Genomic DNA, 26,966 nt, shown 5'->3' on the forward strand with positions numbered 1-26,966 from the left:
CGTGACGGGGTCCAGTACCGGCCGGTTCACGCTTGCCCCCAGCCCCGTCCACAAGGGCTGGCACGATTTCCATGCGCCGGGCGAAGCGGCCTACAACCGCGCCGTGCTGGGACCCACGCGGCTGCGCGGTGAAGGCCCTGCCACCGTGCGGGTGCGGATCGAGCCCGGACCCCAGCTCGCCAATTCGAGCGGGGTGGTCCACGGCGGGGCGCTGCTCGGCCTGATCGATCTAAGCCTGTTCGGCGCGCTGATGCTGTTGACCGGTCGCGATCCGACCGACGCGATCACGCTGGACCTGACCAACCAGTTCATCGCGCCGGGCGCCATGGACCGCCCGATCGACGCCGTGGTCGAACGGCTGCGCGAAACCGGACGGCTGGTCTTCCTGCGCGGCGTGGTCGAGCAGGAGGACACGCTGGTCTGCGCGTTCCAGGCGACGGTGCGCAAGCTGGGCCCCTCGGCATGAGCGGTCTGCTCGACCGCTATCACGCGCTCGTCGCCGCGGGCGAACTTCGCCCCGATGCCGAGCAGGCTGCAGCCGCAGCGCGCCTGGCCGTGTTGCAGGACGAGTTCGAAAGCAGCAGCGCCCAGCCGCAGACGGTCGGACTGCTCGGCCGCTTGCTCGGGCGCAAGCCCTCGCCTCCGCCGCGCGGGATCTACCTGTGGGGCGGGGTGGGCCGCGGCAAGTCGATGCTGATGGACCTGTTCCACGCCACCCTGGACATTCCCGAAAAGCGCCGCGTCCACTTCCACGCCTTCATGCTCGAGGTGCACGCGCTGCTCCGCGAGGAGCGCAAGAAGGAAAGTGGCGATCCGATCCCGCCCGTCGCCGCCGCCCTCGCCCGCGACCTCAAGGTCCTGGCCTTCGACGAGATGGTGGTGAACAACAGTGCCGACGCGATGATCATGAGCCGCCTGTTCACCGCGTTGATCCAGACCGAGGGGGTCACGATCGTGACGACCTCCAACCGGCGGCCGGGCGAGCTTTACAAGGATGGGCTCAACCGCGAGCACTTCCTGCCGTTTATCGACCTGATCGAGCGCGAGCTGGACGTGCTGCCGCTCAACGGCCCCACCGACTATCGGCTGGACCGGCTCGGCGGGATCGAGACCTGGCACGCACCGGTCGGCCCCGAGGCAACCGCCCAGGCCCGCGAGGCCTTCTTCCGCCTGACCGACTACCCGCCCGAGGACAGCGCCAACGTCCCCTCGGCGGAGCTCGACGTGGGCGGCGGACGCAGCCTGTTCGTGCCCAAGAGCCTGAAGGGCGTGGCGGTCTTCAGTTTCAAGCGGCTCTGCGGGGAAGCCCGGGGCGCGAGCGACTATCTGACGGTCGCGCGGACCTATCACACGGTGATCGTGGTCGGCATTCCGCAGCTCGGTGCCGAGCTGCGCAACGAAACCGCCCGGTTCGTTACCCTGATCGATGCGCTGTACGAGAACCGGGTCAAGCTGATCGCCACCGCCGCGACCCGACCCGAGCAACTCTACGCCTCGGCAGGCGGAGGGGACGACAACGGCCGGTTCGAATTCGACCGCACGGTCAGCCGCCTGATGGAAATGCAGAGCGAAGCCTACATGGCGCTCGGCCATGGCGAGGACTGAGGCGAGGACTGATTCGCGCAGCGCGGGCTAAAGGCAGACGCTGTTGCCAGCCAACTGGCCTTCCGCCCCGCGCCATTCCCGAAGCCCAGAAAAAATCACCCCGTACTAGCCGGGGTGATCTTGTTTGCAAGCCATCGAGCGTGCCTGGTTAGGCTGCCTTCCGGCGAATCGCCGGTTTTCGGTGCCCGTGATTTCCGATTGCCGTTTGAGAGACTCTCTAAACAGCGGAAATCATGCAGGGTCGCCGAGAAACCACTTCCAGAAGTTCCACATGTCACGAGCCTCCATTGGTATGGACGACTCGTCGTTAACACTAACGGCTGTGGTTAACAAGATTTAACGCTTTTGCGCTCTCGCGGTGCCCGGCTCGGCCATGGTCGCATAGCGCGACAACAGCAGTTCCAGCGGTTCGGGCTTGGCGATGTGGTACCCTTGCCCAACATCACAGCCGAGTTGCCGGAGCAGTTCGAAGGTGGAGAGGTCCTCCACCCCTTCGGCCACGACGATCTGGCGCAGGGCATGGGCCAGATTGATCGTGCTGGCGACAATATGGCGTTCGCGCTCGTGGTGGACGATCTTGGACACGAAGCGCCGGTCCAGCTTGAGTTCGTCGCTCGGCAGTTCGGCGAGATAGGACAGCGAAGCCTCGCCCGTGCCGAAATCGTCGATCGACAGGCGGAAGCCCATCGAGCGCAGCGCCTGAAGGTTGCGAATAGCCGCAGGGCGATTGCACATGCCGGCCGTCTCGGTGACTTCCACCGTGAGCAAACGGCAGTCGATCCCACGGCGCCGGACGATCTCGGCAACCGAACTGATCAGGGACGGCTTGTCCACCAGTTGCGCCGAGAGGTTGATGCTCACCTGGAATGTCGGCCCCAGGGCATTGAAGCGCTCAGTCGCCGTGATCGCCTGGTCGAGCACCCAGTAGGTCAGGGCATCGATGCGGCCAGCCTGTTCGGCCTGGAGGATGAATTCATCCGGCCGGATCGGGCCGCGCACCGGATCGTTCCAGCGGATCAGGGCCTCGGCCCCGCTGATCCGCCCTTCCCGATAGTCCCACTGCGGCTGGTAGGCGAGCCAGATGTCGCCGTTGCGCATGCCCTCGTCGATCCGGGTCAGCAGCGAAAGCTCCCAGGCGGCGTTGGCCAGGCGCTGCGCCTCGAACAGTTCCACGGTCCGGCCGCGCTTGAGCGCTTCGGTCGCGCTGGCCACGGCCGTGTTGACGCGGGTCAGGCCATCGAACTCGTGATTGCGTTCGAGCCCGAAGTGAACATTGGTGTCAAACACGTGCTGGCCGACCAGCAAGGGTGCCGCGAACAGGGCGCGGAGACCCTCCAGGTTCTCGATCTGCTGATCGAGCGGCCGGGTCGGCTCGATCCAGGCGAACAGCCCGCCTTCGCCATGGCAGATGTCCCGAGCGCCGCAACCGACCGCGAAGCGGCGGGCGATCTGGCGGGCGCATTCCCCATGCAGGTCGGCGGGAAGGGTCGCCAGGAACTCCTCGTAGCGACCAATCACCGCCACGATAACATCGTGCTGAGGCGGAAGAGGCGTTTGGGTGAGAGTCAGAAAGTTTGGCAGACCCGAACGGCTGGTCTGCAGCACAGCTTGGCGCCACTTGGTCCAGACGCGGATCCCGGCAAAGCTTGCGAGTTCGACTATGGCAGCCGCCGGATTGCTGACCACCCCAACCTGATCGAGCAGGGCGGGACCGATCAGAATGTTGAAGGCGATTACCGCATAGGCCATGCGCCGCAACCGCCGGCTGCGGACCTGCTGCGTCATGAAGATCATGACGGTGCAAAGCACGATGGGCACAAACCAATCGATATCGATCGGCGGCCCTTCGCGGAGCGCCTCGATCAAGGCGATATCGAGAAAAACGGGGTCGACACGACGATGCGCAAAATAACCCACCAAGTCCGAGAACCCGGACCGCGGCTCTTTGACGATAACGGTCCGTCCCGTTAAAGCGCCCTGTGATCCAGCACCAGACAGCAAAACGTCGGAAGAAACCATTCGAACGGTCTGGGGATCGACCGTGAAGTCGGGACGAACCGTATCACCAGGACCGCCCGACCGATTGGCAATAGCCGCGGCCAAACTTGGGTAGGTTTTACCGCCCAACTGAGCCTCGACTACTGAAGAGACCCCATATCCTAGGAAATTGGAGACGAACCCAGATACCACCAAGCGAGATTGTGGAACCACGCGCTCTGGCGGCAAAGCGATGCTGCCTTCATCGAACCGGTCGAGCTTGGCAAAGCGGGCCACGAGTGAGAGCTTCGGACCAAGCCGGTCAATCGTACCCTGCAATTCGGGGGACGCCGTGTAGGTCTTCCGGTCCAGATAGATGTGCTGCGGATGCTGCGCGGCGACGGCATTCAGAACGCGCGCCACTTCACGATCGGAGGCGTTGACCCCGGCGTCCATCGTCACCAGCACCACCGACTGGGGTGCGGGCTTCTGGCCAAAGCGATAGCGGGTGTTCCAGTACCCCTGGTCCAGCGGCTGGGCGAGCGTGATCAGGCCGCAGAACATCGCGACCAGCGTGGAGATCACCAGAGGTTGTTTCAGGTACGCCCGCATTATCTCGCCCAGTGAGGACAGTGCGATCCCTGATAGGCTGAATGGTTTAAAAAGGACTTACCATTGGGCCCGTGGCTTAGCCTAGGCGGTGATTGCCGGCATAAACCAACTAAGTATCTGAATTTCAGGTGATACCAAGCCGATCGAGCGAACGATCCAGCATCATCAGTTGCCACAGCAGCCGACCATGATCGCGCTGCCCGGCAATGTGGGCCTCCGCGATTATCCCTAGTCGAGCGGTATCGAACCAGCCCGTGCGGGCCAGCGGGGCGCTTCCCGCGATGGCTCGCGCGGCGCCGGCAAGGGGGCCGCGAAACCACGCGCTGATCGGGGTGACGAAGCCCTGCTTGGGGCGGAACAGGATGTCATCCGGCAGGTAGCGGCGCATTGCCGCCTTCATCAACCATTTGCCCTGTCCCCCGCGCACGCGCAGCGCCTCGGGGAGGCCCGCCGCGAACTCGACCAGGCGATGATCGAGCAGCGGCTCGCGCGCTTCGAGACTGACCGCCATGCTGGTCCGGTCGACCTTGGTGAGGATATCGCCCGGCAGCCAGAAACGCAGATCGGCATAATGTGCGCGGTCCAGCCCCGAACGGGCTGAGGCGCCCTGCATCATGGCGATGAGCGGTTGTTCGGCGCGGTAGTCGCCCCGCAGGCGGAGGAAGCCCTCGCTGAACAGACGGTCGCGCGCCGCCGGATCGTTGATCGCCAGGGCGCGCGCATAGGCCGCCTCCCCCGGTTCGGCGAGCGCCAGCAGGGTGGTCTTGGCCCGCAGCGGCCGGGGAGCCCAATCGGCCTTGGGGTAAAGCGCGCCCAGCGTGCCGAACAGCCCGGTCCGCACCCCGGCCGGAAGGAGCCCGCGCAGCCGTTCCTCGTGATGGTGGAAGCGCTGTCGGCGATACCCGCCGAAGGCCTCGTCCGCCCCGTCGCCGGACAGCGCCACCGTCACGGTCTCGCGGGCGAGCTGGCAGACCCGCCAGGTCGGCAGGGCAGAGGCATCGGCAAAGGGCTCGTCGAACATGCCGACCAAATCGTCGGCATGTTCGAAATCGTCGGGCGAAACGGTCCTGGCCTGGTGATGGGTGCCGAACTGGCGCGCCACGCGATCGGCATAGCCCGTCTCGTCCAGTGCACCGACATCGAAGCCGATCGAGCAGGTGCGAACCGGCGTGGCACTCGCCTCGGCCATCAGGGCCACCACGCTCGAGCTGTCGACCCCGCCCGAAAGGAACGCGCCCAGCGGCACGTCGGCGACCATGCGCGAGGATACGGCCTGGCGCAGGAGATGAAGCAGTTCGGCCTCGAGATCGGCCGGCTTGCCGCGCAGGCGCTCGGCAAAAGACAGGTCCCACCATTGCACGGGCCCCGGCAGAGGCGCTCCGGCCCGCAGCAGCAGCGAATGCCCGGCGGGCAGCTTGTGGACCCCGGCCAGGATCGAGCGGTGATCGGGAACATAGCCCCAGGCCAGGTAATCCTCCACCGCCAGCGGATCGATCTCGCGGCGCAGCAGGGGGTGGGCCAGCAAGCCCTTCAGCTCGCTGGCGAAGGCCAGGCTGCCATCGCTGAGTGGGACATAGAACAGGGGCTTCACGCCGAACCTGTCGCGCGCCAGCAGCAGGGTCCGTTCGGTCAGGTCATAAAGCGCGAAGGCGAACATGCCGTGCAGGCGGGACAAGCAATCGCGGCCCCACTGCTGCCAGGCGGCCAGGATGACCTCGCTGTCCCCGTCGGTGCGAAACGTGGCCCCCAGCGCCCGCAGCTCGGCCCGCAGCTCGCGGTAGTTGTAGATCTCACCGTTGAACACCAGCATGGCCCGGCCATCGACGGAGGCCATCGGCTGCGGCGATCCCGCCACGTCGATGATCGACAGGCGGCGGTGACCAAGCCCGACCCCAGGGGCGATCCAGACACCGCCTCCGTCGGGCCCGCGGTGCACCAGGGCATCGCACATCCGCTCGATCCGGAGCGGATCGACAGGCTTGGGCGTGTCCAGGTGGAAAAGGCCGGCGATGCCGCACATGAGGCCGTCCTAGCGCCCGCCCGCGATGCGGTCCATCCACGGCGCCACCGGACCGGCAGCCTGCCGGAAGGCGGCGACCTGGCCCTCTGCCGAGGCGTCGGGGCGACCTTCGGCGGACAGGATCAGCATCATCGTCGGGCGTTCGCGCAACAGCAGACGGTCGGCGATGTTGGCCAGTTTGAGCTGCATGTTGCTGCCGGTCAGCAGGTCACCGGTGCGGTAGTAGGTCACCGCCAGCCGCTCGACCTTGCCACGGCCCAGCAGGCGCTCGCTCTTCGCATCGACTTCGGCCGGGCCCTCGCCCTGCCAGGCCCAGCCGCTGTCGGGCACCAGGGCCCCCTGGCCGAAGCCGCCCGCCTCGCGGCCCTCGGCCTGCCCGCTGTACAGCGCCACGAACACGTCCACCGTGCGGCCCTGCCCGTCCTCATAGCGGCCAAGCAGACGATGATCGGCACCCGTAGCGCGCGGCTCCCACCACAGCAGCGGACGATAGTCGGTGCGATGCCAGCCGGGCACCGTCGGCAGATCGATCCGGCCGGGCAGACTGGCCTCCAGGCGGTCGGCCGCCAGCGCCCAGCCCTGGCCCGCCAGCACCAGCGCGGCGGCGATCGCCAGGAGAGGCCCTGCCCCGATCCGTTGCCCGGCAAGCCGATCGAGCAGCGCCGAGGCCTGCAGCGCCGACACATCGACCAGCGGGTCCGTCGGGGCGCGATCGAAGAAGCGCCAGCCCAGTCCCATCACCAGCACGATTACGAAGCCGAAGAAGAACCAGCCGTAGATCAGGTGATCGATCCCGCCGGCCCGCTCGGCCCCGACATACTGCGCGGCGAAGACCGTGCCCCAGGCGCGCACGCCGTTGGCCAGGACCGGCACCACGATGCAGACGATCATGAAGGCGATCCGCCGCGACCAGCGCCGGAAGCAGACGTTGCCGACCAGCGCCCCCAGCGCGATCATGGCCACCAGGAACTTGATCCCCGAACAGGCCTCGGCGACCTCGAACAGACCGGCCGGGGTATCGATGAACACGCCATCGATTGCCGCCGGGATGCCGGACAGGTGGACCAGGCCGATCGTCAGCGCCGCCGTGACCATCTGCAGGGCCGGAACCAACTCGTCGCCGAACGGCACGAGGAAGGCCATGTAGGCCAGCGGGAAAGCCAGCCCGGCCGACACTCGCGGCCCCAGTACCGAGACAACCAGCGCGGCGGGCATCGCCACCGCGCCCGCCTGGCGCAGCAACGAGAATCCGGCGAAGGCACCGAGCACCCAGAGCAGTTGCGCCGCCGCGAACAGGATCAGACCGGGCCACCAGCCGGACGGGGTCAACCGGTGCAATTCCGGCCAGCGCTGAGCGACCAGCCAGGCCAGGATCGGCGGCACCAGCAGAATGTGGTTGTAAGTCGAGGAATCCCACCACTGCCCGGCCATGGCCGCCCAGTCCGAGCGATAGATCAGGATCAGCGCGGCGATCCCCGCCGCCAGCCAGATCAGCGGGCGACGCCAGGCGATCGGAATCTCCACCCGCGAAGACGCGGCCGTCAGGTCAAGCGGCATCGCACAGCGCTCCGGATGAGGGGAATCCCAGCGCGGCGGCCAGCGGCGCCAGCACGGCCGGCCAGGCATGGTGCTGCTCCACGAACCGCCGGGCGGCGGCGCCCATGGCCTGGGCCGCGGGCCGGTTGGCGATCAGGGCCATGGCCGCGCGGGCCATGGCCGCATCGTCGTCGGCCACGGCCAGTTCCACGCCGGCGCGCGCCGCTATGCCGGTGGCGGCGCCGGGACTGGCGACGACCGGCAGCGACATCGCCATGGCTTCGAGCACCTTGTTCTGGATCCCACGGGCGATATCCAGCGGGGTCAAGGCCATGTCCGCCCCGCGCAGCCATGGCCGGACATCGGCGACGGCTCCGCGAACGCGGCAACCGTTGAGCCCGTCCAGCGCCAGGACCGCGCCCGTCGGTCGCCGGCCCACGATCTCCAGGCTCGCCGCCGGGAAGACCTGGCGGATGACCGGCATGATGCGGGTCGCGGCGCGCACGGCTGCGGCGACATTGGGGGGATAGTCCATCTGCCCGGTGAAGATCAGCCGCGGGCCCTCGGTCCCGGACAAGGCGGGCTCCGGCGGGACCTGCTCGGGATCGTACCAGGCGGTATCAACCCCGTTGCCCATCGCCGTCACCGCACCGTCAACCCCGTGAGGCAGTCGTCGGCGGAGCAGGTCCGCCTCTTCCGCGCTGACCAGCACGATCAGCCCCGCGCGCCCGACGAGCCGGGCTTCCTCGGCGCGCAGCAGGCGATCCTCGCGGGCATAGAGCCAGTGCCGCACTCCCCCTACGCCGGCGGCATAGGCCTCGAACTTGGCGGAATCGACGTCGACCAGATCGATCACCACGCGCCCGCCGAACCCCTCGGGCACATACTGGCCCATCTGGCCGGAGAACACGTAGATCGCCGAGACCGGGCGCGTGGCGAGGACCCTGGCCACATAGCTCTGCAACCGCGCATCGGCGAAAGCGGTCAGGCTGACGGGCAGGCCCTGGGCCAGCGCGGCGAGGCCCGCGACCGGCAGAGGCCGGTTGCGCCGCACCAGGCTATGGCTCGCCGCCAGCTCGGCCAGGGCCGGTTCGTGTCGCAGGTCGTCCGGGTCATCCGCAAAGCAGGCCACATGCACCGGCCCCAGCTCGGCCAGGCGACGCAGCACGTGGTGCGAACGGATCTTGTCGCCGCGATCGGGCGGAAACGGGATCCGATGGGCAATGAACAGGATCTCGCTCATCGGCTTAGCCCAGGCCCCGCGCGATCCAGGGGCCGATCCGGTTGGCCAGGCCCAGCGGGAGACGTTTCCAGGCCGCGATCAGGGCCTGGTGGCGGGCGCTGGTCGGGTCGGCATCGCGCGCCGGCTGGCCGCTGGCGGTCCAGCCCGCATAGGTCAGCGGTTCGGGCGTGAAGCCCCAGTTGCGCTTGAAGTGGTAGGCGCCGCTGCCGGTCTTCGACCGACCGAAATCGAACCGCTCACAGCCCCGTTCGCGTGCATGGCGCATCAGCGCGAAGTACATCCGGTCGTTGGCGCGGAGCTGGCGGGCCGCGAGCGTCCCGCCGCCCCAATAGGGCATGACCGCGCCGCGGTGGTACAACGACAGCACGCTGGCCACCGGCTGATCCCCGGACCACACGGTGAGGATATCGGCATCGTCCCCAAACCGGTCGAGCACGGCCGCGAACAGGCTGCGCGGGAACACGGGGGTCCCGAGATTGCGCACGCTTTCGGCATAGACCGCATAATGCGCGGCCCGATCGCGCGCGGTGCTGCCGGTGGTGACGGTCAGGTCGCGGTCGAGCCCCTTGCGCACTTCTGCGCGCTGCTTGCGCGGGATGGCGAGCAATTGCGCCTCTTCGCCGTCGGCCAGGGGCGTAACGAAGCCGCAGTGGGCGTCGCGCTTCAGGCTCCAGCCTGCGCCCTCTTCCGCCGGCATTGCGCCGCCCCGCAGTTCGATGCTGGGGCAGCTCAGCCGCGTGGCCAGCTCGGTGGCGGCCTGGCGCAGCGGTTCGGCTTGCTCGGGACCCTCGACAAGGATCCCGCCATCCACCGCAAAGCCGGTCGAGGCCAGGACCCGCCCGAAGATCGGCGAGTGCACCAGGTGGAGCGGCAGGAGGCCGACCAGCCGCGCCCCGCAGGTGGCGGCCAGGATCAGGGCGCGGTGTCCCGTGCCCGTTTCGACCGCCGCCAGCCAGCGGGGATCATGAAAGGCGGTCGCCTGCGGGTGATCGTGCAGGAACGGGCCGATCCGCGGATCGGCCTGATCGATCAGGCCCACGGTCGGAGTGGACGGGAAGAACGGCGCGTTCATGCCGCCCTGGCCAACTCGGGCAAGGGCATCCGTCGCAGTTCCTCGGCGACCACCCGGTCCATCCGGTCCCAGGCGAAATCACGCGTCAGCCGGCCGAGCTTGCCGGCCATGGCGCCCAGCCCGGTGTAATGCCGCAGACGTGAGCGCAGCGGCGCTCCGGCGACGCGGGGCTGGTCGGGATCGATTTCCCAGGGGTGGAAGTAGAAGATCGCCGGACGCTCGTCGATCGCGTTGACCTGGCGGATCGCCCAGCGCGAAAAGTCATAGGGCAGGACCCGAAAGAACCCCCCTCCGCCGGCCGCCATGCGCCGTCCGAAGGCCTCCACCGTGGTAACGGGAACCTCGATCAGCCCATGATCGCCGAGCGGCCGGAACGCGAAGCGCGGAGCATCGCGCCAGCCATAGTGATCGTGCACGATCGGGGCCACGCTGGACGAATAGAGGAAGCCCTGCTCGGCCAGGACCGGGTAGGCCCAGGGGGTGCGCTGATCGATCGAGAAGCTGGGCGCGCGATAGCCGCTGATCGCACAGCCAGCGGCATCCTCCAGCGCCCGGCGGCTATCGGCCAGGTCACGGGCGAAGGTCGCCGGGTCCAGCGTGAACACCCGGGCGTGATCCCAGCCATGGCTGGCCACCTCATGCCCCGCTTCGTGAATCCGCCGGATCAACGCGGGCTCGCGCGCGGCGACCCAGCCCAGCGTGAAGAAGGTGGCCTTGACCCCGGCTGCCGCGAACAGGTCCAGCACGACGGCGCAGTTGTCGACCACGCGCGAGGCCAGGCTGTCCCAGTCGGCCCGGTCGATGGTGCGTTCGAAGGCGCCGACCTGGAACCATTCCTCCACGTCCACCGACAGGGCATTGACGATCGTCACCGGGGAATCTCCTGGCCGTGACGCGATCAGGCCACGGCCTTCTGGTCGGTCTCGAGCCACTCGATCAGCATCGCCAGGGTGTGCTTGACCGTGGCCTCCTGCTCGACCAGCCGTTGCTCCATCCGCTCCAGCCGCTGGGTCAGCGCGGCAAGATCGGCCTGCACCGCGGGATCTCCGCCCGCGGCCGGAGCCGGCTGATGTTCGACCTGGTTGGCGATCTCGATCACGGCCTGCTGCAATTCGGCAATCAGGGTGTCACGCTCGGCCAGGGCAGCCTGGAGTTCGGCCACGGACACGCCGCCCGGCCCGGACGCCACCGTGGCATCATAGCCGCCAAGCTCCAGCGGCTCGGCGTCCAGCCCCGCCGCCAGCGCCGGGTCGATCGTCGGTTCGACCAACGGTGGCTTGGGCTTGGGCGGGCGGTTGAGCGGCAGTGCCGTATCGCTCGCGATTTCGGTCAGGACACGCTCGAGCATGGCCCCGTCGAACTGCTCGAGCTGCTCGACCGCACCCATCAGGAACAGCCGGTTGGCGATCTGGTTGACCCGCCGCGGCACGCCACCGCTGGCCTGGTGCAGCTTCGGATAGATGTCGGCGGCCAGGGCCGGGCGGCCGTTCCAGCCGACCAGCCGCAGCCGGTGTTCGACATAGGGGCGCAGTTCGTCGGCCTCCATCGCATCGAGATGGTGCGCGGCGATCACGCGCTGGCGCAATTGCTCCAGCTCCGGGCTGGTCTGCAGCAGTTCGCGGAATTCGGGCTGGCCCAGCAGCAGCGTCTGCAGCAGCGGCTGCGCGCCGAGCTGGAAGTTGGAGAGCATGCGCAGCTCTTCCAGCGCATCGATCGACAGGTTCTGGGCCTCGTCCACGACCAGCAGGCAGCGTCGGCCGTTGCGAGCCTCGGCATGGAGCAGCCCTTCGATCGCCGCGAGCGCGGAGGCCTTGTCATGCCCGCCGATGACCAGCCCGAAGGCTTGTGCCACGACATGGATGATCTCTTCCCCGCTGAGCGCGCTGGTGACGACCTGGGCCGCGGTGAGCCGGGCCGGATCGATCGTCGCCATCAGGTGCGCCACCAGGGTCGACTTACCCGCCCCGACCTCGCCGGTGATGACGATGAAGCCCTCACCCTGGTTCAGGCCATAGCCGAGATAGGACAGCGCCTTGCGGTGCGTCAGGCTCTCGAAATAGAACGCGGGATCCGGCGTCAGTTGGAACGGACGCGCGGTAAACCCGTAAAATGCTTCGTACATGGCCTTGTCCCTCGGCTGGTCGCCGTCGTCAGAAGAATGAATAGCGCAGGCCGAGCAGCGCGTTGGCCTGGACCTGGTCCTCAAGCGCATCGCGCTGGAGATCCTGGATACCGACCGAGGCATTGCCCGAGAAGCCGTAGCCGAAATCGTGGCTGAGAATGGCGTTGGCGCCGATCGCGGTGCCCTTGCCCCCGGCCACGCCACCGTTGCGGAACCGGTTGCCATAGACGAAGGTGGAGAAGCTCGACCGCTGGTCCAGCCGTCCGGTCAGCCAGGCACTGAGCCAGGCGTTCTCGTCCACCACGCCGTTGACGCTCGACAGGATCGTGCCCACTCCCGCTATGTAGCGACGGCGTTCATAGCCGCCCGACAGTCCGGCTCCAAGCCGCCCGATCTGGGTGGCGTAGTTGCCCTGGACCCCGCGTGAGCGGAACACGGCGGAACGCAGGCTGCCGAAGTTGCCCACCAGGCAGTTCGAGCCGGTCGGAACCGTGCCGGCATTGCCGGTCGGGTTGACGCAGCCGTTGAGATCGCCGGTGGTCGGATTGCGCAGCGCCTCGAACTCGGTCGGCAGGTCGACCAGGCTGGCGGTGGCCCGGCCACCGAGGCCGGACAGGCTGTCGAACACCGCCAGGCTGAAGCTGCTGCGCGACGAGATGCGCCAGCCGAACGAGCCATAGTAAGTGGTTGAGCCATAGCGGCGCCCGACATGCGCCTCGAGCGCCGTGCGCGGGCTGGGACGCCAGGTGATCCCCGCATCCCAGATCAGCCCGCTGGTCTGGTAGGCGATCTGGCGCGGCGCGGCCGTGTTGGTCACCAGGCGACCGTCGGCGCCGCGGACCGGTTGCCCGCCCGCATCGCGCAGCACGTCGCGGCTGGAAATCTTCACGTCCTCATATCCGACCCCGCCGACCAGCGCGACCGAGCTCGACACCGGCACGGTCACATCGCCCCGGGCGTGGAAATCGCTGACCTGCTGATCGAGGTTCGAAACGTCCTCGCGCAGGAATCCGGCGCCGGCCGCGAGGCCGACCGGCAGGACATCGCCCGGCCGCACTGCCGCGCGGACATTGGCGACATGGCTGACGCTATGCCCGAAGGTATCGAGATTGGCCGGGGCTGCGGTGCTGCGCAGCGTGTCGCTGGTGCCGACCTCGGTGTAGCCGATGCGGTAGTTGCCGGTCAGGGCCACGTCCCCGGCCATGGTCTGGACGCTGGGACCGATGTAGGCCGAATAGAGATTGGTCGTGTCCTTGCGGCCGAATTCCCCGGGCACGCCGGCACTGCGGCCATCCACCGTGGTCCGCGTCGCCAGGGCGCCGCCCTCGATCGCCACGGCTTGCGGCACAATGGCCACCGAGGCGCGGGCAAGACCGCTGATCGCATCGCCGCTGGCCGCCTTGCCCCAGCCGAACCGGCGCTCATAGCGGGCAGACAGCGATCCCTGGGTGTTACGTCCGTTGAGGCCGACATCGACCCCCGCCGCGATCGAGCTCCAGCTGATCACGTCGTTCCCGGGTGCCAGCTCTGCGGTGACGATCTGGGCGGCCTCGATATAGGGCTGAATCGAAACGCCACGACGCGCCGCTACCGGACGGGCACCAAGGCTGTCGGTCTCATCGGCAGACTGATCGCTCCCGCCACGAGACCCGTTGCCGCCACCGCCGCCCATGCCGGACGATCCATAAGGCAAGGTCTGGGCCATGGCGGGCAGCGCCAGCCCGGCGAGGGCCAGTCCCGCGACCGTACCGGTCAGGCTGCGAACGAAAATCTTGCGGTCCATCTTCCTACCCCCTGTATCCGTAGTAGGACCCGAAGCGCCGCCCGCTCGGCGAGAACCGCACGGCGTTCAGCAGCAATTGGATGTTGGGACAACTCGAGAGCAGCGCGATGGCATCCTCGAGGGCACTCTGGCCGGTGCGGTCCGCGCGGGCGACGACCACCGCCTGGCCGACGTACTTCGCCAGCTCGGCCGCGGGCGAAGCCGCCAGTGCCGGAGGACTGTCGAAGATCACGATCCGATGCGGCGCCCCGACCGTCAGCCGGTCGATCACCGCCCGGGTCCGTGACGAGGCCAGATATTCCGTGTCGGAGTTGGTGGCATTGCCCGCGGGCAGAACCCACAGCCCCGGAATGTCGGTGCCGACCACGCAGTCGGCCACGTCGATCGCCGGATCGGTCAGCGCGTCCATCAACCCCGGCCCGCCAGGCAGGCCCAGCGTGGAGAGGATCGAGGGCTTGGCGAAGTCGGCATCGACCAGCACCACCTCGCTTTCCTTTTCGGCAGCGATCGCCAAAGCCAGATTGGTGGCGCAATAGGTCTTGCCCTCACCGGGCAGCGGCGAGCAGATGAGCACGCGCTGGGCGGCCGGACCGGCGCCCGCGCGGCGCAGTTCCATCGCCTGGAGCAGCAACTGCCGCTTGACGATGCGGAACTCCTCCATCAGCCCGGTGACCGTGCCTTCAGGCACGATCAGTCCCTGCTCGCGCATGCGCTTGCGATCGACTTCGTGGCGCGTCTCGCGAAAGCGCACCGGCGCTTCGGCCAGTTGCAGCGGAGCGTCGGCATCGGCCACCGGCGCCAGCGCCGACGCGGCGGCCGGAGCGGTGACCACGGCATGGCTGGCGGCGGGCGTGGCGACAACCGGCGGAGCGACCGCGGCCGTGACCGGCGGTACCGGCTGGGCGACCAGATCGATCGGCGCCGGGGCCTCGGGAGCGCTTGCCGTCGTCGTCTGCGGCGAGGCGGGTTCAATCGTGACCTGAGCCGGCGTCGGCCCCTGCGGTTCGTCGGGCAAGGTCTCGATCGACAGTTCGCGCATCACCACGCGCTGCCGGCCCTCGGTCGGGAGCATGATGCCGCCCAGCCGGGACAGGTCGAAGCCTTCGACCGCGCGCTCGACGGACGAGCGCACCACCTTCCGGGGGCGCTCGGCCGGGATCTGGTCTCCCGGGTCGGCACCCGGCGAAGGATCGGTCCCGGGGAGGATGATCTTGCGTTGTTCGGTCATCTCCGGTCCCTCAAGCCACCATGCCGCGCTGGATGAATTCGGATGCCAGCAGCAGGACGAAAACCACCCCCAGGGCCGCGCTGGCGGCCATGAAGTACTTGAGCCGCTTGGCGGCTACGGCGCGCCCGACATCGTTCATCGTGTGCGAGATCGCCCCCAGCACCGGCAGGCCGATCGCCTTTTCCAGCCGTCCCATCGTGTGGAAGCCCGAGGTCAACTGGCCGACCGCGAAGGCGCCCGCCATGCCGGCGCCCAGCCCGACAACAAGCACACCCATCAACAGCAGCGGGCGGTTCGGCGCGACCGGCTTGCGCGGAGTGGACGGGGGATCGATCACCTGGAACTTGACCGCGCTGCGTTCATTCTCGACTTGGCCGCGCAACCGCAGTTGCTCGCGATCCTGCAGCAGCTTGTCGTACTGCTGCTTGAGCACGTCATAGTCGCGCGAAATGCGCTGCGCCTCGGCCGAGGCCTCCGGGTTGGCGACCTGCTGGCCGGTGAGTCGGGCCTGATCCGCCAGCGCGGCGGCGCGGCGGGTGATCAGCGCCTGGAGATTGGCCTGCTTTTCCGCGCGGATCGACTGCAACGAGCTGTAGGCCGGGTTCGGCATCCCGCCGCCCGGGCCTTCGTTGGCGGCCAGGGTGCGCAACTGCGCCACCTGGTTGCGCGCGGCGATCACATCGGGGTGGTTGTCGGTCAACCCGCGCGAGCGCAGCGCCGCAAGCTGGCCCAGCGCCTCGGCCAGGGCCGATCGCGCACCGCCGCCGGCTCCGGGGCCGGTCAGCGATTGCGGCGTCCCGGCCAACTGGCCGTTGATCGCGGCGAGCGCGCTCTGGGCAGCGGCGATATCGGCATCAAGCCCGCGCAATTCGGTGCGGGCGCCTTCCAGTCGCTGAATCAGCGAAGCCCCGCCCTGCGACAGTTCCGGGTGCTGCGCCTCGAAGGCCGAGCGGCGCTGTTCAGCCGCTTCGAGCTGTTTCTGGCGGTCGGCAAGCTGCTGGTTCATGAACTCCAGCGTCTCGGTCATCTCGCCGCGACCGCCTGCCAGGTTCTCTTCGCGGAAGATGTCGATCATCTTCTGGACAATTTCCTGGGCGAGCTTGGCGCTCTCGGCATCGGACAGGTTGCTGTCGGTCGAGGTGGCCGAGATTTCGAACAGGTTATCCTGCTCGCTCTTCACCTTGATCGCCTTGCCCAGGTCAGTGACCATGGTTTCCATCTGCTTGGGCGTGGTGATGCCATCGCCCAGCCGGGTGGAGCGCACCACCTTCTCAAGATTGACCGCGCTGGTCAGGGTCTGCCGGACCCGCTCGATATCGCGCCGTCGGTCGCTCGCCCCGATGCCGATCTGTTCGGCCAGCGGATCGTCGAGCTGCACGAAGATGCGCGACTTGGATTCATAGCTGTTGGGCACGGCCGCCACGGCCAGCCAGCCGAGCAGGCAGACGCCCCAGGCGATGCCCAGGGCGATCCATTTGCGGTGCCAGACGCTGAATAGCGCGGCGCGGGCTTCGTCGAGCAGACTGTTCATCCCCGGTCCCCGCGCCTCAGAACTTGCTTTCGGGGATGATGATCACGTCCCCCGGCATCAGCATCACGTTGGCCCGGCTGTCGCCCTTCTTCAGCAGATCGCCCAGCTTCAGGCTGTATTCGCGTTGGTGACCGGTCTCCTTGTCGAAGCGGATCAGCTTGGAGCGGTTGCCCGCCGCGAACTCCGACAGGCCACCGACCGCGATCATCGCGTCGAGCACGGTCATGTTGGCACGATAGGGGATCGAAGCCGGCTTTCCGGTCGCCCCGACAATGCGCACCTGCTGGCTGAAGGTGCCGGCAAACTTGTTGACGATCACCGAGACCAGCGGCTCCTGGATGTACTGGGAGAGCTGAAGCTTGATGTCCTCGGCCAGCATCGACGGGGTCTTGCCCACGGCCGGCATGTCGGTGATCAGCGGCGTGGTGATCCGTCCGTCGGGCCGGACCTGCACGCTTGCCCCCAGCTCCGGGTTGCGCCAGACGAAGATGGTCAGCTCGTCCAGCGGACCGATCACGTAGTCCTCGCCGGGGCCCTCCTGCATGGCGACGAAGGATGCCGGCGGCAACTGCGTCGGGCCGCCTCCACCCGCACAACCGGCCAGGGCCAGCGTTGCCATGGCGCAGAACGCCAGCATCTGGAACAGGCGGGTAAAGGGCATCGGCAGCAGTCCTTGCAACGGTCAGGCACGGGGGACGGGGACGGAACAGGCGTCCGCCACCGCACCCCGGGCACGGATCAATTGCCCTGGCTATCGCCGAAAAGGGTGAACAACCCGTTAGTATTGCCTTGTAAGCGCTGGATTTGCGTGGCCCTGTCCCGCTGCGGGACAGTATTCCGGACATGTCCAAACGGCGAATTCAGCCCGCCGCAGGGCGCCTAAACCATCATTTCCGCGGCCGGTCCCTGCCCCAGGAACTCCGCCGGACTGGCCGTCGCGCCATAGGCCCCGGCACAAAAAACCGCGACGATGTCCCCCACATCGGCGCGCGGGAAACCGCCCTTGTCGGCCAACCGGTCGAGCGGCGTGCACAGGCAGCCCACCACAGAGGCCTCCTCCTCGACCGGATCGGCGTAGCGCGTGGCGATCGCCACCGGATAGTTGCGCCGCACCACCGTGCCGAAATTGCCCGACGCCGCCAGTTGGTGGTGCAGGCCGCCGTCGGTCACCAGGAACACCTCGCCGTGGCTGATCTTCCGGTCAACGATGCGGGTCAGGTAGACGCCCGCCTCGCCCACCAGGTAGCGCCCGAGCTCGATGCAGAAGCGCGTCCCGGCGAGCGCCGCGGGAAGATCGGCCAAGCGTTCGGCCAGCGCCGCGCCGACCCGCTCGAGGTCGAGCGGCTCATCCCCCGGGAAGTAGGGAATGCCGAAGCCTCCGCCGAGGTTGAGATGCGGCACCGGCTGTCCGGCCTGCTCGGCGAGGCGCGCGGCCAGTTGCAGCGTCTGGGCCTGGGTTTCGATGATGTGCTCGGCGGACAGGGCCTGGCTGCCGGCGAAGATATGGAACCCGCGCCATTCCGCCCCGGCCGCGACGATGCGCCGCACCAGGTCCGGCACCCGTTCGACGTCGAGCCCGAACGGCTTGGCCCCGCCGCCCATCTTCATCCCCGAGCCCTTGAGATCGAAATCGGGATTGACCCGCACCGCCAGTCGCGGAACCCGCCCGTCCCGCTCGGCGATGCGCAACACGCGTTCCGCCTCGCCTTCGGATTCCAGGTTCAGCGTGACGCCGCAGGCGACCGCCCTGGCCAGCTCGTCATCGCGCTTGCCCGGTCCGGCGAAGCTGACGCGTCGCGGGTCGATCCCGGCGGCCACAACCTTGTCGAGCTCACCGCCGGAGGCGATGTCGAACCCGTCGACCAGATCGTGGAGCGTATCGAGCACCGGTCGGAAGGGATTGGCCTTGATCGCATAGTGCAAGGCCACCCCGACCGGCAGGGCGGCGCGCAGCCGGGCCACCCGCGCGGCGATCAGCGCGCGCGAATAGACGAACAGCGGTGTCCGCCCGGCGGCCTCCACCAGCGCAAGGACATCCTGACCGTCGATGGTGAGGCGCCCGGCGGCTTCGCCATAGCCGGCAGGAATGGGCCCGAGCGGTTTCATCGCGTCAATTCCTCCAACAGACCGGCACGGTCGAGCTTGCCGTTCGGGCCGACCGGTATCACCTCGCGCCAGTGGATCGCCTTGGGCTGCATGAAATTGGGCAGCTCCTGCGCCAGCCTGCGCGGCAATTCGGCCTGAGCCACGGCGGGATCGCCCAGTGCGCGCGCGACCAGATGGACCGCCTGCCCCAACCGTTCGTCAGGCAGACCCAGGGCCACGGCCTCTGCCACCAGCCCGGTCGCGATGGCGGCGTCCTCGATCTCCTGCGGACTGATCCGGTTCCCGGCCGACTTGATCATCGCGTCCCGACGTCCCACGAAATAGAGCAGCCCGTCGGCTTCCCGCCGGACCCGGTCGCCCGACCAGACAGCCGTGCCACCATGGCCCGAACCTGCCGGAGCCGGCCTGAAGCGCTCGGCGGTTCGCTCGGGGTCCTGCCAGTAGCCCTGCGCCACCAACGGGCCGCAGTGGACCAGTTCCCCCTCCTCGCCATCGGCGGCGATCGTTCCGGCATCGTTGATGACGAGAATCTCGGCATGAGGAATCGCCCGGCCCATCGAGGTCGGATGGCTGTCGATCAGGGCCGGGTCGAGATAGGTCGAGCGGAAGGCTTCGGTCAGCCCGTACATCGCGAAAAGCCGTGCCTGCGGGAACAGGCCGCGCAGGCTTCGCACCAGCGGCACGGTCAAGGCGCCGCCGCTGTTGGTCAGCCGACGCAGACGGGCGGCAGCCTCGACCGGCCAATCGAGTTCCGCCAACTGCACCCATAGCGGAGGCACGGCCGCCAGCGTAGTGATATCATACCGGGATATCGCCTTCACCACATCGCGCGGGGTCAGGTAATCGAGCGGGGCCACCGCCCCGCCCGCATACCAGGTCGAGAGCAACTGGTTCTGGCCATAATCGAACGACAGCGGGAGAACCGCGAGGGTCCGGTCAGCCGCTGACAGCCCCAGATAGGTCGCGACGCTTTCGGCCCCCAGCCACATGTTGGCGTGGCTCAGCATCACCCCCTTGGGCCGGCCGGTTGATCCGCTGGTGTAGAGGATGGCGGCCAGACTGTCGGGATCGGCAGACGATGGCCCCAGCTCGGCATCCACGCCATCGGCTTCGGCCAGGGCCTCGGCCTCACCCACGCAACGATATAGCCCGGCGATATCATCCGGCTCGAGCGTGGCGAGACGGGCCGGCGAGCCGATCAGCAGCCGGGCCCCACTGTCCTTCAGGATGTGCGCCACTTGCGCGCGCTTGAGCAGGGGGTTGATCGGCACGTGGACCAGACCGGCGCGCGCAGCCGCCAGGGGCAGCAGGCAGCTGAGTTCACCCTTGGCCGCCCAGCTCGCAACCCGGGCACCCGGCTCGGGAAGGGCCCGGTTCAGCCAGGCCCCTAAGGCGCCGATACGGCTCCTTAAGTCTTCGAAGGTAAACACCGTGTCGCGCAGCAGCAGTGCGGGGTCTTCGGCCGCACCGGACAAGGCCAGGTGATCGATCGGTCGGGCAGCGGTGCGGAGATCGTGCGCCAAGGTTCCGAGAAAGCTCCAGAAGGACAAGAGTGATCGCAGTAGAATATCTCCGCGACCTGCGCAAAGTCTCAGCCGACGACACGTTGTCGGACCTGCTGGCGCGTGCGGCCGCTCCGTTCGACCGGACGGAGTGGTGGGAGCGGTTGCAGCGCTATTGCGATCTGGACCCGATCTTCGTCGTGGCGCGCGGTCGCGACGGCCTGGCCTTGCTGCCCCTGCAGACCCAGGGCGACAACCTCTCGGCCCTGGCCAACTGGTACACGTTCCGTTGGAAGCCGCTGATTACCCCCGGAGCCAACCCGGCTCCGCTGCTCGAGGCGATCGCCCGGGATCTCGGCCGCCGCACCTGGCGGGTTTCCCTGCCCCTCCTGCCCGAAGAGGACGGCACCGGCAGCAGCCTGACCAGGGCGTTCCGTCGCGCCGGCTGGATCACCCGCTGCGTCTCGCACGACAGCAACCACATCCTGCGGGTCATGGGCCGGTCCTACGCGGACTATGTCGCCGGACGGCCCGGGCCGCTGCGCACGACCCTGCGGCGCAAGAGCGGCCGGGTCGGCTGCGTGGTCCACACCCGCTTCGCCGAGGAGGTCTGGTCGGCCTACGAGGCGGTCTACCGCGACAGTTGGAAACCCGAGGAAGGTTCGCCGGACTTCCTGCGCGCCTTTGCCGAGGCGGAGTCATGCGAGGGACGGCTGCGCCTGGGCATCGCCACCATCGACGGCGAGCCGGCGGCAGCCCAGCTCTGGACGGTGGAGAACGGCACCGCCTACATCCACAAGCTGGCCCACCGCGAAACCGCCCGCAAGGCATCGCCCGGCACGATCCTGAGCGCCGCGCTGTTCGCTCACGTGATGGACCAAGACCGGGTCGACCTGATCGATTTCGGCACCGGCAACGATGCCTACAAGGCCGACTGGATGGAAGACGTGCGGCCCCGCTACCATCTGGTCGCCTTGCGCACGACCTCGCCCCGGACCTGGTGGCATCTGGCGCGGGCCGCCTCGGCCCGGCTCGCGAAACCCGGTCGGCGCAGGCTGGCCCGCCTGCGCCTTGCCCGGCGCGCTTCGCCCCGCTAGAGCCGCGTCCTTCCCGACAATGACCGGAACTGTCATGAGCACCTCTGCAGACCAGACCCTGCGCCAGATCCTTGCTGACGTGCTCGGGCTCGATCCCGCCCGCGTCGCCCGCTTCGATCGCGACACCGGGCTGTTCGGACACCTGCCCGAACTCGATTCGATGTCGGTCGCCGGGCTGCTGACCGAGATCGAGGACCGGCTGGGCTTCATCATCGACGATGACGATGTCGACGGTGAGCTGCTGGAGACCTATGGTTCGCTGCTGGCCTTCATCGAGGCCCGTCTGGCGAGCGCCTGACCCAGACGATGATCGTCGGCTGGCCCTGCCCGGACGCAGCCGCTCCTGCCGGCACGCGCGACGAATGGGCCCTCGTGTTCGACCGCGGCCGGGCCCGGCGCGTGCTGATCGCGCCCGCCCTGTTCGACGAGCACAACCGCCTGCGCCGGTTCGCGGCGGAAACGATGCGACGGCTGGACGAAGCCGGCATCGACACCATGCTGCCCGATCTGCCCGGCACTAACGAAAGCCTGGCACCGCTGGACCAGCAGAGCCTTGGTGGCTGGCGGATGGCCATGGCCGCTGCCGGACGGCACTTCGCCGCAACCCATGTGCTGGCCCTGCGCGGCGGCAGCCTGATCGCGCCCGACCTGCCGGGCTGGTCCCTCGGTGCGATCGCCGGGACCAGCCTGCTGCGCCAACTGCTCCGCGCCCGGGTGCTGGCCGCGCGTGAGGCGGGACGCGAGGAAACCCAGGAAGCCTTGCTGGAGATGGGCCGAAAGGCAGGCCTGGATCTGGCCGGCTATCGGCTCGGGCCGAACCTGATCGATGATCTCCAGCACGCGGTGCCGGCCCCTCACCTCATTACGATCGCCCAGGCCGACCTGGGCGGCGCCGGGCTGTGGCTGCGCGCCGAACCGGGCGAGAGCCCGGAGCAGAGCGCCGCCCTCGCCCGCCGGATCGTGCAGGATACCCCCGCATGAGCCGCCGCCCCGTTGCCTTTGCCTGCCAGGGCAGCGAATGCTTCGGCACCCTGGACGATGGGCCGCGTCCGGTCGGCCTGCTGATCGTTTCCGGCGGCAACGAAATCCGGGCCGGCGCGTGGAACGGTCAGGCGCAGATCGCTGCCCGAGTGGCGGCTGCAGGCTATCCGGTGTTCCGCTACGACCGGCGCGGGGTGGGCGACAGCGCGGGTGACAATCCCGGTTTCCGGGAGTCCCTGCCCGACATCGAGGCGGCGATCGCTGCGTTCCGGCAGGCCTGTCCGGGCGTGAGGGACATTGTCGCTTTCGGCAATTGCGATGCCGCAGCGGCCCTGATGCTCGCCTCGGGCGCCGGGTGCCGCGGTCTCGTGCTGTCGAACCCCTGGACCATCGAGGACGCCGACGAGAGCGACGACCCGCCCCCGGAAGCGGTGCGCGCCCACTATGCCCGGCGCCTGCGTGATCCGGCGGCGCTGCTGCGGCTGCTGCGCGGACGGATCGCGTTTCGCGCGCTGGTGGTGAGCCTGCGCAAGGTGCTGGCGCCGGCTCCTCCGTCCTCGCTGGCGGCAGAGCTGCGCGCGGGGCTCGCCGGGTTCAACGGTCCGGTGCGCATCCTGCTGGCCGACCGGGACCGGACGGCACAGGTGTTCCTGGCCCGCTGGGATAGCCGTGATCCCCGCCTGCGGCATTGTGCCGGCGCGTCCCACAGCTTTGTCGAGCCCACAGCCCGCGATTGGTTGGAGCACCAGTTGCTCGACGCCCTGGCCGAGGTCGAGCGCGGCGCTTGAAGTCGATCAGGCGGGGACCGGCGTCTCCCGGCCCAGCGCAAATTCGCGCTCGGCCACGAACCGTTCGGCATCGAGCGCCGCCATGCAGCCCGTGCCCGCGGCCGTCACGGCCTGCCGATAGGTGTGATCCATCACGTCGCCACAAGCGAATACACCGGGGATCGAGGTCTTCGGTGTGCCGGGGGTGACAATGATGTAGCCGCTTTCGTCCAGCTCAAGCTTGCCCTGGAACAGCGCGGTGGCAGGCGCGTGACCGATCGCCACGAAGGCCCCGTCGGTCTCGATCAGCGAGGTCTCGCCGGTCAGGGTATCGACGACCTCGACCGCCGTGAGCCCCCCTGCGGCGGGATCGCCCACGAACCGGTTGACCACCTTGTTCCACGCCACCTTGACCGCGGGATGGGCGAACAGGCGATCCTGCAGGATCTTTTCGGCGCGGAAGGAATCGCGGCGGTGAATCACCGTCACGTCGGGCGAATGGTTGGTCAGGTAAAGGGCCTCCTCGACTGCGGTGTTGCCGCCGCCGATCACCACCACCTTCTTGCCGCGATAGAAGAAGCCGTCGCAGGTGGCACAGGCCGAAACGCCCTTGCCGCCCAGTTCCTGTTCCCCCGGTACGCCCAGCCAGCGCGCCTGGGCGCCGGTGGCGATCACCAGCGTCTCGCCTTCATACACATCGCCCGAATCGCCGAACGCGCGGAACGGGGGACCCGACAGGTCGAGATCGACGATCGTGTCCCAGATCATCCGCGTACCCACATGTTCGGCCTGGGCCTGCATTTCCTGCATCAGCCAGGGGCCCTGGATCACATCGCGAAAGCCGGGGTAGTTCTCGACATCGGTGGTGATCGTCAGTTGCCCGCCCGGCTGGAGCCCCTGCACCACGATCGGCTGCATGCCGGCCCGCGCGCCATAGATGGCGGCGGTGAGCCCGGCCGGACCGGAGCCGATGATCAGCATGCGGGTGGTATGGGTGGCCATGGGACGTGATTCCTCCTGTCGCCCCGCAGATAGGGTCTGCCCAACCGCTTGACGAGTCCCGCAACCCGGGTTTTGCCCGACCGGGGAAGCCCGCGACAGGTTGACAGGGTCCGGGCGGGCGAACAGGCTTGGACGATGATCACGTCCGGCCCCACTTCGCACAGCTTCATCTCCCAGCGCCTGCGGCTTCACTATGTCGACTGGGGCAATCCGGATGCGCCGCCGCTGATCCTGCAGCATGGCGGACGCGACCATTGCCGGAGCTGGGACTGGGTCGCGCAGCGGCTGCGCCACGACTGGCACGTGATTGCCCCAGATTTGCGTGGCCACGGCGACAGCGCGTGGTCACCGGACGGGGACTATCGCATGACAAGCTGCGTCTACGATTTCGCCCAGTTGGTACAGACTCTGGGCTACCCGAAGGTCACCATCATCGGCCATTCGATGGGTGGCATGATCACGTCACGATATGCCGGTATCTTCCCGGAAAAGGTCGATCGGCTGGTCAACATCGAAGGCCTGGACTTCGGACCCAAGGAGGTTGACCAGCTTGCCGGCCACGGTCACGCCGAGCGGGTGCGCCGATGGGTCGCCAACCGTCGCGAGGCCGCCGGCCGCCAGCCGCGGCGCTACGCCACGCTGGAGCAGGCCTTCGAACGGATGAAGGAAGCCAACACCTATCTGTCGGACGACCAGGCCCGGCACCTGACCATCCACGGCACCAGTCGCAACGAGGACGGGACCTGGAGCTGGAAGTACGACAACTACCTGTTCAGCCCGCCACCGCAGGAGTTGCCGCCGGAGGAAATCTTCGAAGTGTGGCAAGCCATCACTTGCCCGGTGCTGCTGCAATGGGGGGCCAACTCCTGGGCGTCGAGCCCCGCCGAGGATGGCCGGATGGCCCATTTCGCCGATGCCCGGCTGATCACTTACGAGAACGCCGGACACTGGCTGCACCACGATCGGCTCGACGACTTCCTTGCTGACGTGACCGCTTTCCTGCGGCCCTGATCGGCCTCCGGCCCGCGCCGCGGCCCTGGCTGGGGGCAAGCCTGACGCGGGGATAGCCGGCACGGCCAATCCCCCCGCATCTGTGTCCGGGTCCGGCAGCGCGTCGCTGCTATTGCCCGTCTATCCGGCAAATTTATCCTGCAAATTCAGCGGAATTATCGAATTCGCGCATGTCGCCGGGATAGTCCCCTTAAAAACGTGTGTCACATGCCGGTCTTGGTTGTGATCATTGGCGGGTCATTGCGACCCTGATCAACACCGGGAGCAGACAATGGCGGTTATCAACACGAACATCAGCGCTCTACGCGCTTCGAACGCGTCGGTCTCGGCCGACAAGATGCTCGGCTCGGCGATGGAACGGCTGTCGACGGGCAAGCGGATCAACAGCGCGAAGGACGACGCGGCTGGCCTGGCGATCGCCACCAGCATGACCTCGCAGACCCGCGGCATGGCCCAGGGCATCCGCAATGCGAACGACGGCATCTCGCTGGCGCAGACCGCCGAAGGCGCGCTGGCCGAGATCGCGAACATGCTGCAGCGCATCCGCGAGTTGGCGGTCCAGGGCGCCTCGGGCACCTTCCAGAACACCGACCGTGCCGCGATGCAGTCGGAAGTCTCGAACCTCACCCAGCAGGTCGACGACGTTCTGACCAACACCAAGTTCAACGGCATCACGCTGTTCAGCAAGACCGCTGGCACCAACGTGACCATCAACATCCAGACCGGTGCCGATGTCGGCCAGGTCGTGACGCTGACTTCGACCGCGGTGAGCGGCGTGAACATCAGCGCCACCGCACTGGACGTGACAACTGCGGCCAAGGCCTCCACAACGATGAGCAACGTCGATCTCGCACTGGCCGACGTCAACGCCGCCCGCGCCTCGCTCGGCGGTGGCCAGAACCGGCTCGAATCGGCAGTGAACAACCTGACCAGCAACATCGCGAACCTGTCGGACGCGAAGTCGCGGATCGAGGACACCGACTACTCGGTGGAAACCACCAAGCTGGCCAAGGCCCAGATCCTGTCGCAGGCTTCGACCGCGATGATCGCGCAGGCCAACCAGGCCCAGCAGAACGTTCTCTCGCTGCTGAAGTAATCCCCAGTTCCCCGGTGGGGGCGGCTCCTTCGTGGGAGCCGCCCTTCGGGAGTTCCCGGGGCTCACGGCCCGCCCCTGACGGCCCGCGTCCCGGCCTCGCCCCTCGGCGGGGCTTTGTTGTGTCGGGGAGCCCGGTCAGCGCACCACGTAGACATCGATCAGGACGCGGTCGGGCTTGCGCACGCCCCGGGCCACGAACGCGCTGCGGCGCAACCATTCGTGCCGGCCATCGGCAACCTTGAAGCTGGGCGTGGTGCGGAAATAGTAGGCCGACGGATCAACCTCCTCGCCCCGCGCCAGCTTCTCGATCACCGCCGGATCGGCCACCCGCACGCCGGGGTTGGTCACCTCGATCACCGTCCCGTCACCGGCTTTCAGGAAGTAGTGCGCTTCCACCCGGGTCAGGCCACTGGCCTCGATCACTTGCCAGTCCCCTCCGCCGGCCAGCACCTCACCGGTCAGCAGCGGCCCTGACACCTGGCCACCGGTGATTGCGATGAACCGCTTGCGCCCGCCGTCGACGGCCCCCTGTTCCAGCGCCGGAGCGACCAGCACCGTGGCGGTGAAGGCATAGTCGAGTGTCGGGGCGGGCGCCGCAGGGCCGGCCCCGGCGGGACCGGCGAGCGCGGCGGCCGCGGCTGCCACCGCCGCGGCCTTCGTTGATAGGGTCATGAT

23 protein-coding genes are annotated in these 26,966 nt (G+C 68.1%); 8 read left to right on the forward strand and 15 right to left on the reverse strand.

What is annotated here, in order from left to right:
* The first annotated feature begins 1 nt into the window (after window position 1).
* Window positions 2–466, forward strand: coding sequence for a PaaI family thioesterase (locus tag H7F49_RS19750; RefSeq protein WP_185682275.1), 465 nt, complete (start codon window positions 2–4; stop codon window positions 464–466).
* Complete coding sequence (gene zapE / locus H7F49_RS03995) at window positions 463–1,605, forward strand: cell division protein ZapE (protein WP_185682276.1); 1,143 nt, start codon at window positions 463–465, stop codon at window positions 1,603–1,605. Before H7F49_RS19750 ends, zapE begins: the two co-directional genes overlap by 4 nt.
* Window positions 1,606–1,941: 336 nt before the next feature.
* Here zapE and H7F49_RS19470 read toward each other — a convergent pair whose 3' ends face one another.
* The 13 genes from H7F49_RS19470 to H7F49_RS04060 form a co-directional block, all read right to left on the reverse strand.
* Window positions 1,942–4,194, reverse strand: a complete 2,253-nt coding sequence (locus tag H7F49_RS19470) for an EAL domain-containing protein (RefSeq protein WP_235981772.1) — start codon at window positions 4,192–4,194, stop codon at window positions 1,942–1,944.
* A 124-nt stretch (window positions 4,195–4,318) separates the two neighbouring features.
* Entirely contained in the window at window positions 4,319–6,214 is a 1,896-nt protein-coding gene (locus tag H7F49_RS04005) for an XrtA/PEP-CTERM system amidotransferase (protein ID WP_185682277.1), read from the reverse strand.
* Between the two features lie 9 nt (window positions 6,215–6,223).
* Complete coding sequence (gene xrtA / locus H7F49_RS04010) at window positions 6,224–7,771, reverse strand: exosortase A (protein WP_185682278.1); 1,548 nt, start codon at window positions 7,769–7,771, stop codon at window positions 6,224–6,226.
* The gene (locus H7F49_RS04015; RefSeq protein ID WP_185682279.1) at window positions 7,761–8,993 is read right to left on the reverse strand and encodes a TIGR03087 family PEP-CTERM/XrtA system glycosyltransferase; all 1,233 of its coding nucleotides are present in this window, start codon (window positions 8,991–8,993) and stop codon (window positions 7,761–7,763) included. Before H7F49_RS04015 ends, xrtA begins: the two co-directional genes overlap by 11 nt.
* Before the next feature lie 4 nt (window positions 8,994–8,997).
* Complete coding sequence (locus H7F49_RS04020; RefSeq protein WP_185682280.1) at window positions 8,998–10,065, reverse strand: FemAB family XrtA/PEP-CTERM system-associated protein; 1,068 nt, start codon at window positions 10,063–10,065, stop codon at window positions 8,998–9,000.
* Window positions 10,062–10,937: an XrtA system polysaccharide deacetylase gene (locus H7F49_RS04025; RefSeq protein ID WP_328806506.1), complete on the reverse strand. Its 876-nt coding sequence runs from the start codon at window positions 10,935–10,937 to the stop codon at window positions 10,062–10,064. The genes H7F49_RS04020 and H7F49_RS04025 overlap by 4 nt, the downstream gene beginning before the upstream one ends.
* A gap of 26 nt (window positions 10,938–10,963) precedes the next feature.
* Window positions 10,964–12,187, reverse strand: coding sequence for an XrtA/PEP-CTERM system-associated ATPase (locus H7F49_RS04030; protein WP_185682281.1), 1,224 nt, complete (start codon window positions 12,185–12,187; stop codon window positions 10,964–10,966).
* 28 nt (window positions 12,188–12,215) lie between these two features.
* Window positions 12,216–13,970 carry a preprotein translocase subunit YajC gene (locus H7F49_RS04035; protein ID WP_185682282.1) on the reverse strand — a complete coding sequence of 585 codons (1,755 nt, stop codon included), beginning with the start codon at window positions 13,968–13,970 and terminating at the stop codon, window positions 12,216–12,218.
* A 4-nt stretch (window positions 13,971–13,974) separates the two neighbouring features.
* Window positions 13,975–15,198, reverse strand: coding sequence for a P-loop NTPase family protein (locus tag H7F49_RS04040; RefSeq protein ID WP_235981774.1), 1,224 nt, complete (start codon window positions 15,196–15,198; stop codon window positions 13,975–13,977).
* 10 nt (window positions 15,199–15,208) lie between these two features.
* Window positions 15,209–16,729, reverse strand: a complete 1,521-nt coding sequence (locus tag H7F49_RS04045; RefSeq protein ID WP_185682283.1) for an XrtA system polysaccharide chain length determinant — start codon at window positions 16,727–16,729, stop codon at window positions 15,209–15,211.
* A 16-nt stretch (window positions 16,730–16,745) separates the two neighbouring features.
* On the reverse strand, window positions 16,746–17,390 hold the full coding sequence (locus H7F49_RS04050; protein ID WP_185682284.1) for an XrtA/PEP-CTERM system exopolysaccharide export protein: 645 nt from the start codon (window positions 17,388–17,390) through the stop codon (window positions 16,746–16,748).
* Between the two features lie 218 nt (window positions 17,391–17,608).
* Window positions 17,609–18,835 carry a pyridoxal-dependent decarboxylase, exosortase A system-associated gene (locus H7F49_RS04055; protein ID WP_185682285.1) on the reverse strand — a complete coding sequence of 409 codons (1,227 nt, stop codon included), beginning with the start codon at window positions 18,833–18,835 and terminating at the stop codon, window positions 17,609–17,611.
* Entirely contained in the window at window positions 18,832–20,358 is a 1,527-nt protein-coding gene (locus tag H7F49_RS04060) for an acyl-CoA ligase (AMP-forming), exosortase A system-associated (RefSeq protein ID WP_185682286.1), read from the reverse strand. Before H7F49_RS04060 ends, H7F49_RS04055 begins: the two co-directional genes overlap by 4 nt.
* Before the next feature lie 29 nt (window positions 20,359–20,387).
* Between H7F49_RS04060 and H7F49_RS19860 the strand changes: the two genes are divergently transcribed.
* From H7F49_RS19860 to H7F49_RS04080, 4 genes are read left to right on the forward strand one after another with little or no spacing between them, the layout of a single operon-like run.
* Window positions 20,388–21,434 (forward strand): GNAT family N-acetyltransferase, encoded by a 1,047-nt coding sequence (locus tag H7F49_RS19860; RefSeq protein ID WP_185682287.1) that lies wholly within the window; start codon window positions 20,388–20,390, stop codon window positions 21,432–21,434.
* A 34-nt stretch (window positions 21,435–21,468) separates the two neighbouring features.
* Complete coding sequence (locus tag H7F49_RS04070) at window positions 21,469–21,732, forward strand: acyl carrier protein (RefSeq protein WP_185682288.1); 264 nt, start codon at window positions 21,469–21,471, stop codon at window positions 21,730–21,732.
* 8 nt (window positions 21,733–21,740) lie between these two features.
* Entirely contained in the window at window positions 21,741–22,415 is a 675-nt protein-coding gene (locus H7F49_RS04075; protein ID WP_185682289.1) for a hypothetical protein, read from the forward strand.
* Entirely contained in the window at window positions 22,412–23,203 is a 792-nt protein-coding gene (locus tag H7F49_RS04080) for a hydrolase 1, exosortase A system-associated (RefSeq protein WP_185682290.1), read from the forward strand. Before H7F49_RS04075 ends, H7F49_RS04080 begins: the two co-directional genes overlap by 4 nt.
* A 6-nt stretch (window positions 23,204–23,209) precedes the next feature.
* On the opposite strand, the gene trxB is transcribed toward H7F49_RS04080, so the two are convergent.
* A complete protein-coding gene (trxB, locus tag H7F49_RS04085; protein WP_185682291.1) occupies window positions 23,210–24,184 on the reverse strand; it encodes a thioredoxin-disulfide reductase in 975 nt (324 codons plus the stop codon).
* 135 nt (window positions 24,185–24,319) lie between these two features.
* Between trxB and H7F49_RS04090 the strand changes: the two genes are divergently transcribed.
* The gene (locus H7F49_RS04090; protein WP_185682292.1) at window positions 24,320–25,195 is read left to right on the forward strand and encodes an alpha/beta fold hydrolase; all 876 of its coding nucleotides are present in this window, start codon (window positions 24,320–24,322) and stop codon (window positions 25,193–25,195) included.
* Between the two features lie 271 nt (window positions 25,196–25,466).
* Window positions 25,467–26,291, forward strand: coding sequence for a flagellin N-terminal helical domain-containing protein (locus H7F49_RS04095; RefSeq protein WP_185682293.1), 825 nt, complete (start codon window positions 25,467–25,469; stop codon window positions 26,289–26,291).
* 135 nt (window positions 26,292–26,426) lie between these two features.
* On the opposite strand, the gene H7F49_RS04100 is transcribed toward H7F49_RS04095, so the two are convergent.
* A complete protein-coding gene (locus tag H7F49_RS04100) occupies window positions 26,427–26,963 on the reverse strand; it encodes a DUF3237 domain-containing protein (protein WP_185682294.1) in 537 nt (178 codons plus the stop codon).
* Between the last annotated feature and the right edge of the window lie 3 nt (window positions 26,964–26,966).

Source organism: Novosphingobium aerophilum, from assembly GCF_014230305.1.
Taxonomy (GTDB): domain Bacteria; phylum Pseudomonadota; class Alphaproteobacteria; order Sphingomonadales; family Sphingomonadaceae; genus Novosphingobium; species Novosphingobium aerophilum.

What these genes read in the sequence shown, in the direction of transcription:
- zapE (WP_185682276.1), top strand. Translation starts at nt 463, where the DNA reads ATGAGCGGTCTGCTCGACCGCTATCACGCGCTCGTCGCCGCGGGCGAA.
- H7F49_RS19470 (WP_235981772.1), bottom strand. Translation starts at nt 4,194, where the DNA reads ATGCGGGCGTACCTGAAACAACCTCTGGTGATCTCCACGCTGGTCGCG.
- H7F49_RS04005 (WP_185682277.1), bottom strand. Translation starts at nt 6,214, where the DNA reads ATGTGCGGCATCGCCGGCCTTTTCCACCTGGACACGCCCAAGCCTGTC.
- xrtA (WP_185682278.1), bottom strand. Translation starts at nt 7,771, where the DNA reads ATGCCGCTTGACCTGACGGCCGCGTCTTCGCGGGTGGAGATTCCGATC.
- H7F49_RS04015 (WP_185682279.1), bottom strand. Translation starts at nt 8,993, where the DNA reads ATGAGCGAGATCCTGTTCATTGCCCATCGGATCCCGTTTCCGCCCGAT.
- H7F49_RS04020 (WP_185682280.1), bottom strand. Translation starts at nt 10,065, where the DNA reads ATGAACGCGCCGTTCTTCCCGTCCACTCCGACCGTGGGCCTGATCGAT.
- H7F49_RS04030 (WP_185682281.1), bottom strand. Translation starts at nt 12,187, where the DNA reads ATGTACGAAGCATTTTACGGGTTTACCGCGCGTCCGTTCCAACTGACG.
- H7F49_RS04035 (WP_185682282.1), bottom strand. Translation starts at nt 13,970, where the DNA reads ATGGACCGCAAGATTTTCGTTCGCAGCCTGACCGGTACGGTCGCGGGA.
- H7F49_RS04040 (WP_235981774.1), bottom strand. Translation starts at nt 15,198, where the DNA reads ATGACCGAACAACGCAAGATCATCCTCCCCGGGACCGATCCTTCGCCG.
- H7F49_RS04045 (WP_185682283.1), bottom strand. Translation starts at nt 16,729, where the DNA reads ATGAACAGTCTGCTCGACGAAGCCCGCGCCGCGCTATTCAGCGTCTGG.
- H7F49_RS04050 (WP_185682284.1), bottom strand. Translation starts at nt 17,390, where the DNA reads ATGCCCTTTACCCGCCTGTTCCAGATGCTGGCGTTCTGCGCCATGGCA.
- H7F49_RS04055 (WP_185682285.1), bottom strand. Translation starts at nt 18,835, where the DNA reads ATGAAACCGCTCGGGCCCATTCCTGCCGGCTATGGCGAAGCCGCCGGG.
- H7F49_RS04070 (WP_185682288.1), top strand. Translation starts at nt 21,469, where the DNA reads ATGAGCACCTCTGCAGACCAGACCCTGCGCCAGATCCTTGCTGACGTG.
- H7F49_RS04075 (WP_185682289.1), top strand. Translation starts at nt 21,741, where the DNA reads ATGATCGTCGGCTGGCCCTGCCCGGACGCAGCCGCTCCTGCCGGCACG.
- H7F49_RS04080 (WP_185682290.1), top strand. Translation starts at nt 22,412, where the DNA reads ATGAGCCGCCGCCCCGTTGCCTTTGCCTGCCAGGGCAGCGAATGCTTC.
- trxB (WP_185682291.1), bottom strand. Translation starts at nt 24,184, where the DNA reads ATGGCCACCCATACCACCCGCATGCTGATCATCGGCTCCGGTCCGGCC.
- H7F49_RS04090 (WP_185682292.1), top strand. Translation starts at nt 24,320, where the DNA reads ATGATCACGTCCGGCCCCACTTCGCACAGCTTCATCTCCCAGCGCCTG.
- H7F49_RS04095 (WP_185682293.1), top strand. Translation starts at nt 25,467, where the DNA reads ATGGCGGTTATCAACACGAACATCAGCGCTCTACGCGCTTCGAACGCG.
- H7F49_RS04100 (WP_185682294.1), bottom strand. Translation starts at nt 26,963, where the DNA reads ATGACCCTATCAACGAAGGCCGCGGCGGTGGCAGCCGCGGCCGCCGCG.